Annotated in this window: 11 protein-coding genes; 5 read left to right on the top strand and 6 right to left on the bottom strand. The window is 69.0% G+C overall.

Features of this window, described 5'->3' with window-relative positions:
• Nucleotides 1-3 precede the first annotated feature (3 nt).
• Genes EJO71_RS04395 through EJO71_RS04375 form a run of 5 tightly spaced genes read right to left on the bottom strand, consistent with a single transcriptional unit; the run spans nt 4 to nt 6217 of the window.
• Nucleotides 4-912: an ABC transporter permease gene (locus EJO71_RS04395; protein WP_171022423.1), complete on the bottom strand. Its 909-nt coding sequence runs from the start codon at nt 910-912 to the stop codon at nt 4-6.
• A gap of 17 nt (nt 913-929) precedes the next feature.
• Complete coding sequence (locus EJO71_RS04390) at nt 930-1865, bottom strand: ABC transporter permease (protein ID WP_125947962.1); 936 nt, start codon at nt 1863-1865, stop codon at nt 930-932.
• 57 nt (nt 1866-1922) lie between these two features.
• Entirely contained in the window at nt 1923-3512 is a 1590-nt protein-coding gene (locus EJO71_RS04385; RefSeq protein WP_125947963.1) for an ABC transporter substrate-binding protein, read from the bottom strand.
• A 50-nt stretch (nt 3513-3562) separates the two neighbouring features.
• Complete coding sequence (locus tag EJO71_RS04380; protein WP_125947964.1) at nt 3563-5014, bottom strand: M81 family metallopeptidase; 1452 nt, start codon at nt 5012-5014, stop codon at nt 3563-3565.
• 45 nt (nt 5015-5059) lie between these two features.
• Nucleotides 5060-6217, bottom strand: coding sequence for an FAD-dependent oxidoreductase (locus EJO71_RS04375; protein WP_125947965.1), 1158 nt, complete (start codon nt 6215-6217; stop codon nt 5060-5062).
• A gap of 203 nt (nt 6218-6420) precedes the next feature.
• Between EJO71_RS04375 and EJO71_RS04370 the strand changes: the two genes are divergently transcribed.
• Nucleotides 6421-7179, top strand: coding sequence for an XRE family transcriptional regulator (locus tag EJO71_RS04370; RefSeq protein ID WP_125947966.1), 759 nt, complete (start codon nt 6421-6423; stop codon nt 7177-7179).
• Here the strand turns inward: EJO71_RS04370 and EJO71_RS04365 are convergent.
• Nucleotides 7148-9319: a glycoside hydrolase family 3 N-terminal domain-containing protein gene (locus EJO71_RS04365; RefSeq protein WP_125947967.1), complete on the bottom strand. Its 2172-nt coding sequence runs from the start codon at nt 9317-9319 to the stop codon at nt 7148-7150. The two genes, EJO71_RS04370 and EJO71_RS04365, sit on opposite strands and share 32 nt — an antisense overlap.
• A gap of 133 nt (nt 9320-9452) precedes the next feature.
• Between EJO71_RS04365 and EJO71_RS04360 the strand changes: the two genes are divergently transcribed.
• Genes EJO71_RS04360 through EJO71_RS04345 form a run of 4 tightly spaced genes read left to right on the top strand, consistent with a single transcriptional unit; the run spans nt 9453 to nt 16190 of the window.
• Nucleotides 9453-10745, top strand: coding sequence for a glucoamylase family protein (locus tag EJO71_RS04360; protein WP_240651298.1), 1293 nt, complete (start codon nt 9453-9455; stop codon nt 10743-10745).
• Nucleotides 10742-12145, top strand: coding sequence for a glycoside hydrolase family 15 protein (locus EJO71_RS04355; RefSeq protein WP_125947969.1), 1404 nt, complete (start codon nt 10742-10744; stop codon nt 12143-12145). Before EJO71_RS04360 ends, EJO71_RS04355 begins: the two co-directional genes overlap by 4 nt.
• Nucleotides 12142-13902, top strand: a complete 1761-nt coding sequence (locus tag EJO71_RS04350; RefSeq protein ID WP_125947970.1) for an ABC transporter ATP-binding protein/permease — start codon at nt 12142-12144, stop codon at nt 13900-13902. The genes EJO71_RS04355 and EJO71_RS04350 overlap by 4 nt, the downstream gene beginning before the upstream one ends.
• Nucleotides 13899-16190: a CocE/NonD family hydrolase gene (locus tag EJO71_RS04345; RefSeq protein WP_125947971.1), complete on the top strand. Its 2292-nt coding sequence runs from the start codon at nt 13899-13901 to the stop codon at nt 16188-16190. The genes EJO71_RS04350 and EJO71_RS04345 overlap by 4 nt, the downstream gene beginning before the upstream one ends.

The following is a 16190-nucleotide window of genomic DNA, read 5'->3' as shown; positions in this document are numbered from 1 at the left end:
TCTTCACAGTTGTCGCGCCAGGCGCGGGTCGAGCGCGTCGCGCAGCCCATCGCCCAGCAGGTTGATGGCCAGCACCGTCGCCGCCAGCAGCAGCCCCGGGTACAGGATGATGTGGAAGGCCACGGCCACGAAGTTGCGGCCCTCGGCCATCATGTTTCCCCAGCTCGGCGTCTGCGAAGGCACGCCCACGCCGAGGAAGGAGAGCGCGGCCTCGGTCAGCACGGCGGCGGCCGCCACGAAGGTGGCCTGCACCACCAGCGGCGCCACGATGTTCGGCAGCACATGGCGCACCAGGATCACCGGCAGCCGCGTGCCCACCGCATGCGCGGCCTCCACGAAGAGCTGCTCGCGCAGCGTGAGCGCCAGCGAGCGCACCAGCCGCACCACGCGCGGTATCTCGGGCACCGTGATGGCGACGATCACCGTCGTCAGGCTGGCGCGGGTCACGGCCATGAGCGCGATGGCCAGCAGGATGCCGGGGATGGCCATGAGGCCGTCCATCACCCGCATGATCGGCCCGTCCGCCCAGCGCACGAAGCCCGCCACCAGCCCGAGCGCGACGCCGAAGAAGGTGGCCAGCACAGCGACCGAGGCGCCGACGATCATCGAAACCCGCCCACCCCACACCGCGCGGCTGAACACGTCGCGGCCCAGCGCATCGGTGCCGAACCAGTGCTCGGCCGAGGGCAGCTGCATGCGCGCGAGCGGATCGATGTCCTGCGGGTCGTGCGTGGCGATCCACGGCGCGGCGATGGAGAGCGCCGCCACCGCGACCAGCAGCAGCGCGCCGACGATCAGCGTCGGGTGCTTGCGCAGCCAGCGGAAGCGCGGCGGGACGAAGGGCGCTTCGGCGTCGTCGCCGGCCGAGGCTTCGGGTGCGTGGACGGTGTTCAAGGGAAGGACCGTGGACATCGGGTGGGAGCTCTTCTTCAGTACTGGATGCGCGGATCGAAGAGCCGGTAGCTCAGGTCGATCAGCAGGTTGATCAGCACGTACACGCCCGCCGAGAGCAGCAGCACGCTCTGGATCACCGGGTAGTCGTGCCGCTGCACCGAATCGATCACCAGCCGGCCCACGCCCGGAATGGCGAACACCGTCTCGGTGACCACCACGCCGCCGATCAGCAGCGCGATGCCCGCGCCCACGGTGGTGGCGATGGGGATGGCCGCATTGCGCAGCGCATGCCCCAGCACCGGCAGCACGCCCAGGCCCTTGGCGCGCGCGGTGCGGATGTAGTCCTCGTGCAGCACTTCGAGCACGGTGGCGCGCGTCATGCGCGTGATCAGCGCGATGTACACCAACGCGAGGTTCACGCAGGGCAGCACCAGCGAGCGCAGCCAGTCGCCCGCACCGTCGGCGAAGCGCACATAGCCCTGCACCGGGAACCACGGCAGCTGGATCGCGAAGCTGTAGACCAGCAGGTAGCCCACCAGGAACACCGGCACCGAGAAGGCAAGCACCGCGAACAGCATCACCAGCCGGTCGATCCAGCTGCCCGCGCGGTAGGCCGCGAGCGTGCCCAGCGGCACCGACACCACCAGCGTGATGAGCATGGTCAGCGCGGCGATCGACACGGTGGGCTCCAGCCGCTGACCGAGCAACTGCGCCACCGGCATCTGCGTGAAGATCGAGGTGCCCAGGTCGCCGGTGAAGAGCTTGCCGATCCACAGCGCGAACTGCTGCCACAGCGGCAGGTTCAGGCCGAGCGCGGCGCGCAGCTTCTCGATGTCTTCCGTGGTGGCGAGGTCGCCCGCGATGAGCGCGGCCGGGTCGCCCGGCGAGAGGTGGATCAGAAGGAACACCACCACGGCCACCACCGCCATGACCGGAAGCGTCGAGAGAAAGCGTCGAACGATGTAGCCCATGGCGATGCCCTTGAACTGTTGGCTGGCTGGCGAGGTGCTGGCTGGCGGGGCGGGCCCTTACCTGTCGAGCGCCCAGACTGTCGGCATGCCCGACCAGAGCTTGTCCAGCCCCTTCAGGTTGGCGCGCGCGGCGAAGGCGGCCGAGTACTGGCCCGCGTTGATGTACGGCACGGCCTCGTAGGCGCGGCGCTGGAAGGCATCGAGCAGTTCCTTGCGCTTGGCCGGCGCGGTTTCCTTCAGCCATGCGGTGCGCAGCTCGTCGAGCGGCTTGTCGCAGGGCCAGCCCGGCAGCGTGTTGCCGCAGGCTGCGCCCAGGTAGGCATTGCTGATGGGCGAGTTGGCATCGAACTCGCCGGCCACGGTGACATACATGTTCCAGCCGCCGGCGTCGGCCGCATCGCGCTTGGCGCGGCGCGCGCCGATGGAGGCCCAGTCCATGCTCTGCGCATCGACGTTCAGGCCGATGCTCTTCATGGTCTGAGCGGCCATCAGCGCCTCGGCGTTGAGGTAGGGCACGTCGCTGGGCACCATCAGCACCACCTTCTCGCCTTTGTAGCCCGAGGCCGCGAGCAGCTGCTTGGCCTTGGCCACGTCGGCCTTGCGGTAAGGGTCGGCACCGGCCGGGGTGTCGTTGGGGCTGCCGCAGATGAAGTAGGTGGCGCAGTAGGCCATGCGCATGTCCAGCGGAAAGCCCATGGCCGCCATGAAGCGCTCCTGGCTCACGGCTTGCAGCAGCGCCTGGCGCACCTTCGGGTTGTCGAAGGGCGGGTGCAGCTGGTTCATCACCAGGAAGCCCTGGTAGGCGCCGCCGGAGCCGATCTTCACGCCCGTGTCGGTGCGCAGCGGTGCGATGTAGTCGGGCGGCAATTGCTCGATGATGTCGACCTCGCCGCGCTTGAGCGCCGCCACCGCGCTGTTGGCGTCAGGCAGGTAGAGCCATTCGACGCGCTCGAAGCTGCTCTTCTTGCTGCCGGCCAGGCCGCTGCTCGGTTCGCTGCGCGCCACGTAGTTGGGGTTGCGCACGAACACCGCCTTGTTGCCAGGCACCCATTCGTCGCGCTTGAAGACGAAGGGGCCCGAGCCCAGTACTTCAGGCAGCGGCGCGGTGGCCGGCATCTTCGCCAGCCGCTCGGGCAGCACCACCGGCGGAAAGCCCGAGGGCTTGGCCAGTGCGTCGAGCACCATGCCGAAGGGCTCGTTCAGCGTGAGCGTGAAGCTGCGCGCGTCGGTTGCCTTCCATTCGGCGCCGCTGGCCGTCATTGCGCGGCCCAGGCTGTCGCGCGTGGCCCAGCGCTGCAGCGAGGCGACGGCATCGGCAGAAGTCACCGCGCTGCCGTCGGAAAACTTGAGGCCGGGGCGCAGCGTGAAGTTCCACTGCTTGCCGTCCTTCGAGGCTGTGTACTTTTCGACCATCTGCGGCTGGGGCTTGCCGTTCGCGTCCTGCGCGAACAGCGTGTCGTAGACCATGTAGCCGAAGTTGCGCGAGATGTAGGCGGTGGTGAAGGTCGGGTCGAGGATCTTCAGGTCGGCGTGCGCCACCACCTTCAGCGTCTTGGGCTGCGGCGTCTGGGCATGCGCGGGAAGGCTCGCCGCGAAGGCGGTGGAAATGGCCAGGGCGGCAAGGGCGCCAAGCGTCCGTCGTTTCATCGTCGGTTCTCCGGTCAGGGAAGGCAGCAGGAAAAAGAAAGAGGAGAGGCTCAGGCCGCTACGCCGATCGGCCACTTGGGCAGGCGGGCCTTGCGGTACGGCAGCGTGTTCAGGTCGAGCGTGACGGCGCCAGGTGCGCCCGCGTAGATGACGTGCTTCGCCACCTTGGAGTACGACGCATAGAAGTGCTGCGACGACTTCACGACGATGATCTTCTTCGCGGCGAGGTCGCAGCCGAGCTGCGTGAACAGGTCGGTGCCCATCGCCTGGTTGCGCAGCGTGATCAGCACGATCTCGACGCCGTTGGCCTCGACCAGCGCGCAGTCGCCCATCGGCGTGGGCGTGCCGGCCAGGCCGGTCATCACCAGGTCGTGCTTGAGCGCCTTCACGGTGCAGTCGAGGTCGAGCGGGTCGCCCGACAGCGGGCTGATCTTGCCGCCGATGCGCATCTGCAGCCTGGCGCCCACGCCGGCGTCGAAGGCGATGCGAACCGCGATCGGGTCCCACATCGGGCCCAGCGCCGCATTGACGATGCCGCGCTCGACCATGCGACGCAGGATGAAGGTGGAGTCGCTCGCAGCGCCGCCGCCGGGGTTGTCCGCGCCATCGGCCAGCACCACCGGACCGCCGTCGAAGGCCAGCGCCTCGTCGAGCGATGCATCGATGCCAGGGTAGTTCACGGTGAGTCCGTCGCGCATGGCGATGACCTCGTCCGCGAGCTGGCGCGCCAGCAGGTCGGCCTGGGCCTTGTCGCCGTCGGTGTAGACCAGCACCTTGGTGCCCATCTCGGGCACGTCGCCCCACGAGAAGCCGTGCGTGAGCGAGATCGAGAGCACGCCGTTCTTGCCTTCGAGCGACTGCATGCGCTCGACGAAGCCGCGCGCGGGCTCGCGCGAGGTGTGCACGGTGACGATCATGTCGCAGTCGACCACCGCGGGCACCGGCCGGACCTTGCCCTCGACCGTGGCGGCGCAGATGTCGACCAGCTCCAGCCCGCGCTCGAGCACGTCGGTGTGCGGGTACTCCTTGAAGGAGATCATCACGTCGGCGTTGGAGATCATCTGCGGCGTGAGGTGGTTGTGCGGATCGAGCTCCGCGCCGATCACCACGTCGGGCCCGACGATCTGCCGTACGCGCGCCAGCAGGTCGCCCTCGCAGTCGTCGTAGCCGTCGGCCACCATCGCGCCGTGCAGGCCGAGCAGCACCATGTCGACCGGCAGCACCGCGCGCAGGTCGTTCAGCAGTTCGTCGCGCAGCGTCTCGTAGGCGTGGCGCGTGGTGGTGCCGCTGGGCTGCGCGCCGGCCACCATGCCTTCGAACAGCGTCCAGCCCTTGTCGGCGCCGCGCATGCGTGCGGCCCACAGCGGGCCCGAGAACAGCGTCATCGCGTCGGGGTGCTTGCCGGCGGCGAAGTAGCCGCGGTCCTTGAAGGAGGCCAGGCCCGTCGGCATCGGGCCGAAGGTGTTGGTTTCGGTGGCGAGGGAGGCACTGAAGACGCGCATGGTGATGTCTCGTGGAGTGGTGATGTTCTTGTCGTGTGTCCGCGCTCAGGCCGCGGCGGCGCGCAGCCGCTGCGGGCCCAGCATCCCGGCCGTGAGCCCGAAGGAGGCGATGCGCTCGGGCAGCGGCAGTCCGCGTGCGAGCGCGGCGCAGGCTTCGCCCATGGCGGCCGAGGTCTGGATGCCGTAGCCGCCTTGCGCCGCCACCCAGAAGAAGCCGGGCACGCCGGGCTCGAAGCCGCCGACCAGGTCGCCATCGGCCACGAAGGAGCGCAGGCCGGCCCAGGTGCGTGTCGGGCGACGGATGGAGAGCGTGGTCGCCTCCTCGATGCGGTGCATGGCGATGGCGATGTCCATTTCCTCGGGCTGGATGTCCTGCGGCTCGACCGGATCGGCGTTGGCCGGCGAGCCGAGCAGCATGCCGGCGTCGGGCTTGATGTACCAGCCCTCGTCGGCGCCGAACACCATGGGCCAGTGCGCGACGCTCTGGCCCTCGGGCGGCGCGAAGATGAAGGCTGAGCGCCGGCGCGGCTCGATGCCCAGCGGCGGCACGCCGGCCATGCGCGCGATCGTGTCGACCCATGCGCCCGCCGCGTTGAGCACCACCGGTGCCTCGTACGTCACGCCGCCGGCCTCGACGCGCCAGTGTTCGCCTACGCGCTCGATGGCCGTCACGCCGGCATCGCACACCAGCTTGCCGCCTGCGCGCCGCATGCCGCGCAGGTAGCCCTGGTGGATGGCGTGCACGTCCATGTCGGCCGCATCGGGCTCATAGACCGCGCCCAGCACCTGCTCGGGGCGCAGTGCCGGAACCATCTCGCGCGCCTGCTCGCCGCTGAGACGGGAGGCGCCGGTGTCCATGGCGCGCAGCACTTCCCAGTGGGCCTCGAGCTCGGCCATGTGGTCGGCGCCCGCGACCATCATCGCGCCGCGCGGCGTGAGCAGCGGGTGCTCCGAGAAGCCTTCGGGCGGATGCTCGAGGAAGGCGCGGCTGGCCATGGTGAGGGCACGCACCTGCGCCGTGCCGTAGCTTTCCATGAAGAGGGCGGCGGAGCGGCCGGTGGAGTGATAGCCGGGTTGCGACTCGCGTTCGAGAAGGATCACGCGGGCGTGCGGCGCAAGCCAGTGGGCCACCGAAGCCCCGGCAATGCCGCCGCCGATCACGAGGAAATCTGCCACGACGGGCGTTGGGGTGCTGGAAGTCATCGGCGAAAAGTGTAGGAAGAAATTTGCGGATACGCAAATTGAATAAGGGGTTCCAAGGGGAAACCATGATGCACCGCATCGGTGAAATTTGCGTTCACGCAATTTGCGTATACGCAACTTCTGCGCCCGAGTCATGCGGGTTGGCATGGATGGCACGGGCCCCGGCTGGCAGAATCCGCTTGCATCACAAGAGAAAGCCAAGCGTGAATCCACACACAGGGACCAAGACGGGCACGAAGCCGAAGGACGAGCCGCCCACGCTGGACCGCACCACTTTCGGTCATCGCCTGCGCACCGCGCGCAAGCGCTTCGGCTGGACGCTGGCGCAGCTGGCCGAGCGCTCGGGCGTGTCGATCACCACCATCTCACGCGCCGAGCGCGGCCAGCTCGCGCTGGGCTACGAGAACTTCACCGCGCTGGGCCGGGCACTCGAGATGGACATGAACGCGATGTTCGCGGGCGCCGGCGTCAAGCCCGCGCAGCTCGACGGGCCGGTGGTCACGCGCGCGGGCAAGGGCGTGGTCTACAAGGGGCTCTCCATCGCCTACGAATTCCTGGGCACCACGGCGGCGGGCAAGCAGATGAGCCCCATCGTCGGCACGGTGCACGCGCGGCGCATCCATGGGCCGGAAGACTTCGTGCGGCACGGGGGCGAGGAGTTCGCCTATGTGCTGTCGGGTGAAATCGAGGTGCACTTCGACAACGGCGAAGTGGTGCACATGGCGCGCGGCGACTCGTTGTACTTCGACAGCCGCCTGGGCCATGCGTACATCAGCGTGAGCCGGCAGCTCGCGCGCATCGTCGGCATGACGATCGGCGAGAGCGGGCACATGAAGTCGGCGCGGGAAGGCGAGGAGCGCAGCCTGCCGGTGCCGGCCGCACGCAAGGCCGCGAAGCCGGCCGGGCCTGTGAAGGCTCCGAAGCGTGCGGCTAAGGCTCCGAGGAAGGCGAAGGGCGGCTAGTCAATTCGATGGTCTGGCGCAGCAATCCTGATTGCTCGGCGCTCGGCCCGACAAGAATCTCGACTTCGCCCGCCTCGAACAAAGGTTGCAGGTCTGGACCGAGGTAGCGCAACTCGGCCGCCGGCAGCTCCAGCTTCACCGAGCCGGCTTCGCCGGGCATCAGTCGCAGCTTGGCGTAGCCCCTGAGCTCCAGCAACGGCAGGGTGACGCGGCCCACCTTGGTGCGAATGAACAGGAAGACAGTCTCCTCGGCCTCGCGCGCGCCGACGTTGCTCAGCCTGACGCTGATCTTCAGCGTGTCCTGCTCGCGCACGCGCCGCGGCTCGACCTGGAGTTCGTCGTAGACAAACCGGCCGTAGGTCAGGCCATGGCCGAAGGCATACAGCGGCGAGTTGTCGACGTCCTGGTACCTGCTCGTGAAGTAGTCGCCGGGATTCATCGGCCTGCCGGTGGGACGCTGGCCGAAGTAGACGGGCACCTGCCCGATGGCGCGCGGCCAGCTCATCGGCGTGCGACCGCCCGGCGTTGCCCGGCCCGTGACCACGTCGGCAATCGCATTGCCGGCCTCGACACCGAGGAACCACGCTGCCAGCAGCGCATCGGCGTGTTCGGACAGCCAGGGGACGACGAGTGGGCGGCCCGAGAACAGGATCGCGACGACAGGGATGCCGAGCGCGCGTGCGCGGGCTATCACCGCCTCGGCCAGGGCTTGCTGCCGGCCGGGAAGCGCGGGCGTGGCTCGGCTCGCCGCCTCGCCGCTCATGGTGGCACGCTCGCCAAGGCAGAGCACGACGGCATCAGCGCCGTCGCACAACGCGACAGCCGCATCGATGCCGCTGTCGTCGTCGCTCTCGATGGCGACGCCCGGTGCGTGGCGGATGTCGGCCTGCGGCAGCGCGGCGCGCAGGCCGGCAAGTACGCTGACGTGCGGCTCGTTTTCGCCGGCGCCCCACCACGGGCCTTTCATCTCGGTGATCGCATCGGCCAGCGGGCCGATGACACACAGTGCCTTCGCCGCCGCGGGCAGCGGCAGGGTGTCGCGCTCGTTCTTCAGCATGACGATGGCCTTGCGCGAGGCGTCGCGCGCCACCATGCGCCGCTCGGCGACGGCCTCCGCGGGCTCCGGTGTCGCGCCACGGCGGTAAGGGTCGTCGAACAGGCCGAGCTGCTCCTTGAGCCGCAGCACGCGGCGTACGCTCGCGTCGATCTCCTCGATCGTCACCCGTCCCTGCTCGAGCGCGACGGGCAGGCCCTTGCGGTACGCGTCGGCCATCATGTCGATGTCGACGCCGGCCTTCAGCGCCAGCACCGCGGCGTCGACGAGATCGGCGGCAACGCCGTGCTTGATCAGTTCCGCGATCGCGTTGTAGTCGCTGACGATGACGCCGTCGAAGCCCATCTCGCCGCGCAGCCAGTCGTGCAGCAGGGGGATGTGCGCCGTCATCGGCACGCCGTTGAGATCGGTGAAGGCGGGCATCAGCGTCGCGACGCCGGCGCGCACGGCCGCCGCGAAGCCCGGCAGATGCACCTCGCGCAAGGTGCGCTCGGAGATGTCGACCGAGGCGTATTCCCGCCCCGCGTTGACCGCACCGTATGCGACGAAATGCTTCGCGCAGGCGGCCAGCGACTCGGCCGACGACAGGTCGGCGCCCTGGAAGCCGCGCACCTTGGCCTGTGCGATGCGTGCGTTCAACCAGGGGTCTTCGCCGGGGCCCTCCGCGGTGCGGCCCCAGCGGGGATCGCGCGATACGTCGAGCATCGGCGCGAAGGTCATCGCAAGGCCGTCGGCGGCGCCTTCGCGTGCGGCCTCGCGCGCCGTGCGCTCCCAGAGCTTGTCGTCGAAGGTACCGGCCTCCGCGAGCGGGATCGGGAAGAGTGTGCGATGGCCATGGATGATGTCCAGGCCGATCAACAGCGGAATGCCGAGCCGCGACTTCTCGACGGCCAGCCGCTGCATCTCGTGCGTGGGGCCGGCACCGACCATGTTCAGCAGGTTGCCGACGGTGCCGTCGACGATCGACTGCGTGGAGTCTCCGGCGAGCACCGGTCCGGTGACCGTGTAGCTGGAGGCGGTCATCGTGAGCTGGCCGAGCTTTTCGGCAAGCGTCATCCGGGCCATGAGGGTATCGATACGGCTCATCAGGGATTTCTCGAATAGAACCCAGGGGACCTAATGATGGCATGCTGTGGGTGAGGACACATCGGCCATGTGGCGTCGATGCCTCGATGAAACCGGACGTGACATGCCGGGACAACCACGAAAGGAACCGTTCGTGCTGAAGGATGACAGGAACCCGAGGGCGCTGGCAGCCCTGCCCGATGAGGCCTTGATCGACGCGGTGCAGCGGCAGACCTTCCGCTATTTCTGGGACGGCGCGGATGCCGCCAGCGGCCTGGCGCTCGACCGCCGCACGCTCGTCGGCGCCACTGGCGAAGACCTGGCCGACGAGAGAGTCGCGATCGGCGGCACGGGCTTCGGCATCATGGCCCTGATCGTCGCGGTGGAACGCGGCTGGGTCACGCGAGACGCGGCACTGGAGCGCCTCGGGCGCATGCGCGACGCGCTCCTTCGCGCCAGGCGCTACCACGGCACCTTCCCGCATTTCATGGACGGGGCGAGCGGCGAGACGATCCCGATGAGCCCCAAGGACGACGCGGGCGACCTGGTCGAGACTTCGTTCCTCTGCATGGGCCTGCTCTGCGCGCGCCAGTATTTCAACGAGGACACGGCCATGGTGCGCCGGCTGCGCGCCGACTTCGACATGCTGTGGCACGAGGTCGAATGGAACTGGTTCACCCAGGGCGGACGCGACGTGCTGTACTGGCACTGGAGCCCGAAGCACGGCTGGGCGATGAACCACGAGGTGCACGGCTGGAACGAGTGCCTCATCACCTACTTCCTGGCCGCGGCCGCACCGCGCCATGCGATCGATCCGAAGGTCTACCACCGCGGCTTCGCTTCCGGCCCCGACTTCCTCAACGGCCGCTCGTACCACGGCATCGAACTGCCGCTGGGGCCGCCGAATGGTGGCCCGCTGTTCTTCGCGCACTACTCGTTCTGCGGCCTCGATCCGCGCGGCCTGAAGGACCGCTACGCGGACTACTGGGAACTCAACCGCCGCCACGTGCAGGTCAACCGCGCGCACTGCATCGCCAACCCCCGGGGCTTTGCGGGTTATGGCGAATCGTGCTGGGGCCTGACCGCGAGCGACGACCCCGACGGCTATCTTGCGCACGACCCGAACAACGACAACGGCACCATCTCGCCGACGGCGGCGCTGGCCAGCCTGCCGTATGCGCCCACCGAGGTGATGAAGGTGCTGCGGCATTTCCTCACCGCGCATGGCGAACGCGTGTGGCGGGACTACGGCTTCATCGATGCGTTCTGCGAGGCGCGCGGCTGGTTCGCGGACACCTACCTTGCCATCGACCAGGGCCCGATCGTCGTGATGATGGAGAACCATCGCACGGGTCTGCTGTGGAAGCTGTTCATGAGTGCGCCCGAGGTGCAGGCCGGGCTGCGCCGCCTGGACTTCAGCAGCCCGCATCTGGAGTCGCCTGCGTGAGTTTCAGCGCGGCGAATCGGCAAGACCCGGCGTTCGAGTCCTGGCTCGAACGGCAGCTCTCGCATTCGGCGAGTGCGATGCTGTCCAGCATCTCTCCGGTGTCGATCGTCAAGCATCGCGAAGGCTTCGGCCAGACCGTGCGGCCGGTCGCCGGCGCCATCGTCGCCTCGCCCGTGCTCGGTAACTACGACCCGGATCCGGACTACTTCTTTCATTGGTTCCGGGACTCCGCCGTCGTCATCGATGCGCTGCGGCTGCTCCATGCCGACCGGCGCATCGGCGACGAAGCCCTTCGGCATCTGCGCGATTTCACCCGCTTCAGCCTTGCCCTGAACGGACTCGATGGCCGCGCGATTGCCGCGGTGCAAGGCCGCAGGGAGCGCGTGGCCTCCGAGCTGCTGCAGTACCTGCGAGAGGACGGCGATCTGGCGAGCGTTCATGGCGACGCGGTGGCCGCCGAGACACGGGTGAACCCCGACGGCACGCTCGACATCCTCCGGTGGGCGCGTCCCCAGCACGACGGGCCGCCGTTGCGTGCGCTGGCGTTGCTGCGCTGGGTGGCCGGCGGGCGCCTCGATGCGGCATTGCTGGCGGAGATCGCGCCGCTGATCCGCTTCGACCTCGACTTCACGCTGCGCCATTGGCGCGAGCCGTCGTTCGACATCTGGGAGGAGGAGAGCGGCCATCACTACTACACGCTGCGCGTCTCGGCAGCCGCGCTGGCCGAGGGCGCTGCATGGCTGGCGGGGCAGGGCGAGACGGCGCAGGCGCAGCGCTGCCGGGAGGAGTCGCAGGCCGTGCTGCGCCTGCTCGACGGCTACTGGGTGGACGAACAAGATGACGATCGCGACCCGGCGCGCGGCTACTACCGCTCGCGCGAGCTGTCGGACGGCCAGCCCGGTCCGAAGGCGCTGGACATCGCGGTGATCCTCTCGGCGATCCACAGCCTCGGCACCGAGTCCGTCCACGGCCCGTTTGATCCGCGCATGCAAGCCACGCTGGCGCGGCTCGACGCGCTGTTCGATGCGGCCTATCCGATCAACCACAGTCGTGCCGCAGGCCGTGGCACGGCGATGGGGCGGTACGCCGGCGACGTGTACTGCTCGGGTGGCGCGTACTACTTCTCGACGCTCGGCGCCGCCGAGTTCTGTTTTCGCGCCGCCGCGGCTGAGGGCGGCGAAGCGCACCGTTCGAGCCAATGGATGGAGCGCGGCGACGCCTACCTCGCCACCGTACGCGCATACACGCCGGACAGTGGCGATCTGTCGGAACAGTTCGATCAGCGCAGCGGCGCGCAGACCTCGGCGAAGCAACTCGCCTGGAGCCACGCCGCCTTCATTTCGTGTGTCTCGGCGCGCCGCATCGCGGCCAGCGCATCTCAGGCGTCGCGGCGGCGATGAGCGCAAGGCCGGAAAACCGTGCCGAACCGGCTCCAAGGGCCGGCGTCTTCCGTCAGGTCAGCGAGCTGCTCGGCGCCTTGCGCGTGTCCCCGGTCGCGAAGACGCTTGTCGCGCTGATGGCCGCTATCGTCGTGGTCGTCGCGCTCACGGCGTATGGGCAGATCGAGCTCAACAGCTGGAACAAGCCGTTCTACGACGCGATCTCGCGCCGCGACCTGAACGAATTCATCGTGCAGGTCGGCGTCTTCGCGGTGATTGCGGGTGTGCTGCTGGTCTTGAACGTCGCGCAGAGGTGGCTGGGCGAAACCCTGCAGCTGAGGCTGCGCGAAGCCGTGGTCAATGACCTCGTGGGGCTGTGGCTGCAGCCGCGCCGGGCGTTCTGGCTCCAGGCCAGCGGCCCGATGGGAGCCCACCCGGACCAGCGCATGCACGAGGACACGCTGAAGCTGTGCGACCTGTCTGTCAACCTCGGCGTGGGCCTGCTGCAGGCGACGATGCTGTTCGGCAGCTTCGCGAGCGTGCTGTGGGTTCTCTCCAGGGACTTCAGCATCTTCTTCAACGGGCAGGACCATGTGCTGCCGGGCTTCATGCTGTGGGCGGCGATTGCCTATGCGGTCATCGGCTCGATGGTCACCTACTGGGTCGGCAACGGCCTGATCTCGCGCAACGCCGAGCGCTACGCGCGCGAAGGCGAACTGCGCTTCTCGCTGACGCGCATCAACGAGCATCTGGACGGCATTTCCCTGGCCGGCGGCGAAGCCGACGAGAAGCGTCGCGTCGCCGTGCATTTCGGCGACGTCCTGCGCGCCACGTCGCGCGTGGTGCTCGGGCTGACCAACCTGACCTGGGCCACCGCGGGCTTCGGCTGGGTCACCGTCATTGCGCCGACGCTGGTGGCCGCGCCGCTGTATTTCTCGGGGAAGGTTTCGTTCGGCGGCCTGATGATGGCCGCCGCGGCCTTCACGCAGGCGCAGTCGTCGCTGCGCTGGTTCGTCGACAACTTCAGCATCATTGCCGACTGGCGCGCCACGCTGCTGCGCGTCACCGACCTGCGCCGGATGCTGGCGTCCGACCTGGAGGCGCAGGCGGGCGGCAGCCGCATCGCCTACGAGGAGGGCGAAGCCGGGACGCTCGCGCTCGAGGCGATCGAGGTTCGCTCCTGGAGCGGTCACGACCAGCTGGATGCGCCGGAGCTCGTCGTGCAGCGCGGCCAGTGCGTGTTGATCCTCGGCACGCCGGGCACCGAGAAGACCCTGCTGTTCAGGGCGCTCGCGGGCCTCTGGCCCTGGGGCTCGGGCACCGTGCGCCGGCCCGCAGGCGAGACAATCCACTACATGCCACGCGGCACGCCCTACATTCCCCGGGGCACGCTGGCCGAAGTGCTGTCATACGCGATGGAACCGTCGACTTATCCGAGAGAAGCCATGGTGAGCGCGCTGGAGAGCGTAGGCCTCCAGCGCCTGGAGCCGTTGCTCGACACGACCGGGCGCTGGGAGAGCGATCTCAGCATGGACGAGCAGCTGCGGCTGGGCTTCGCCCGCGTGGTGCTGCAGGCCCCGCCCTGGCTGGTGATGGACGAAGCCTTCAGCGCGTTCGACGACGACACGCTTGAACTCGTCATCGGCGCGCTGGACAAGCTCACGCACACGGGCATCGTCCACATAGGCTCGGCCGGAGGGGCGCACGACCGGCTGTTCACGCAGGTGGTGCACCTGGTCAAGGCGCCGAATGGCGTGAACGGGGAGCAGCAGCCATGAGGCGTCCCGTGGCGGCCGTCAGTCGCGCGCGTCGCGCCGTCATGCGGCTGGCTCTTGCGCTGCCCGCATGGCCCACCTGGTCCTGGGCGGCGGATTTCGGCTTCCGGCCACCGCGCGATCCCGACGATGCCGCCGCGGCGGACTTGATGCGGGACCTGGCCGAGCGCATCCTGCCGGTGTACCAGGACGCGGACACCGATGCCTTCCTGGCCAACGTGACCGCGCTGCAGATCGTCAGCGGCGCCTATCGCGCGGCGTACGACAGCAGCGGGTCCCTGCGCAGCCGTCGCCAGGGCAAGCCGTTCGACGGGCTGATCGAGCGTGCGATCCTCGACGGCATCTATTCGCGTGCGCGCGTGCTCGAGGCGGAAGAGCGCCTTGCCTTCGCCGAAGCCTATGGGCGCTCATTCCGGGAACTGGTGTCGCCGCTCGACAACGCGCAGGCCCAGGCCATCATGGCGCGGCTCGAAACCCCGCTGGCGACCTACAGGGAGCCGCTGCGCCAGGCCTTCGATCTCTGGCGCGCGAAGGGGAGCCTCCCGGAGGCCGACGCCCTCGCACTCGTGCGGACATGGCTCTCGTACCAGTCGCGTCGCAGCTTCAGTGCGCTGCTGCCCGAACTGTTCGCGGCGGAGAACCGCATCCGCTACGTGGCCGAGGCCGACATCAGGATTCCGGTGCGCGGGGGCGTCATCCACGCCAGCATGGTCCGGCCCGGCCGTGCGAGCGGGGCACTGGCGACGCTGCTGCGCTTCACGCTCGACCCTGCCGAGGACGACGCCCGGCGCAGCGCCGCCCAGGGCTACGTCGGCGTCACCGCGTACGTGCGCGGACGCACGCCGGACGGCAAGGGCGCCGTGTGGCCGTTCGTCCGCGACGGCGAGGATGCCGCCGCGGTCATCGACTGGATTGCCAGGCAGGCGTGGAGCGACGGCCGCGTCGCCATGCTCGGCGACGGCTACTCCGGCTATGCCGCCTGGGCCGCCGCCCGCAGGAGGCCGGCGGCGCTCAAGGCCATCGCGACGATCGCGCCGATGGCGCCGGGCATCGACTTCCCGATGGCCGGACAGATCTTCCGCAACGCCATGGTCCGCTGGGCGCAGGAGCATGCGCTGGCCGAACCCCTGCAGGCCGGCATCGACGCCGACGCAAGCCCGGACGCCATGTGGGAGGCACTCGACGCGCGCTGGTACCGTGGCAATCGCCCCTACTGGGACATCGATCGCGTCCTGCTGGGCAAGCGCAGCAGGCTGATCCGGACCTGGCTGACGCACCCGAGCCACGACCGCTACTGGCAGAAATTCCTGCCGTCGGCGGAGCAGTTCGCGCGCATCGACATCCCCGTGCTCAGCTTTGCCGGCTACTACGGCGCCGATGCCGGCGCGCTCTACTTCCACAACGAGCATCGCCGCAACCGCCCGCAGGCCGACACCACGCTGCTGCTCGGCCCCTACGACGCGACCTCGATCCGGCGTGGCACGGCACCGACGCTGCGCGGCCACACGCTGGACCCCGTCGCGCGCGTCGACCTGCCCGAGCTGCGCTACCAATGGCTCGACCACGTCCTGAAGGGCGCGAACAAGCCTTCGTTGCTGATGGATCGCGTCAACTACCAGGTGATGGGCTCGGACCAGTGGCGCCATTTGGCGGCGCTGGAGGCACCGGAGCGCACCCGGCTGCGCCTCTACCTGGACACGGGCTCGCGCGAAGACCCGCACCGCCTGTTGCCGTCGCAGGCCGAAGGCGGCGGCAATGCGCGGCTCTCGGTCGATCTCGCGGACCGGCGCGATGTGCGCGGCCCGTGGCCGGACACGCTGCGCATGAAGGAGCTGCCGATGCGCAACAGCATCAGCTTCGTCGGCGATCCGCTTTCAGAGGACACCGAGATCGCCGGCATCCTGCGCGGCGTGTTCGACATCACGCCCTCGCGGCAGGACATGGACTTCAACGTCTCGCTGTACGAGCAGACGCAGGATGGCGAGTACCGGCTCCTTTTCGATCCTTACGACTTCCGGGCCAGCTACGCCGGCCATCGCGTGCGTCGGCGGCTCCTTCGGGCCGGCGAGCGCCAGCTGCTTGCCTTCGCCACCGAGCGAGTGACAGCCTGCAGGCTTGCGGCAGGCAGCCGCATCGTGCTGGTGATCGGCATCAACAGGCGCTCCGACCGGCAGGTCAACTACGGCAGCGGCAAGGACGTGAACTCGGAAACCATTGCCGACGCGAAGTGGCCAGTGCGCGTGCGCTGGCACGCGCGCAGCTACGTCGAGATCCAGACCGGCAAGGCCTGA

Source organism: Variovorax sp. 679 (assembly GCF_003952185.1).
In the GTDB taxonomy this organism is placed as follows: domain Bacteria; phylum Pseudomonadota; class Gammaproteobacteria; order Burkholderiales; family Burkholderiaceae_C; genus Variovorax.
The sequence above is the reverse complement of the archived record's forward strand: the minus strand, read 5'-3'. Positions and strand labels throughout refer to the sequence as shown.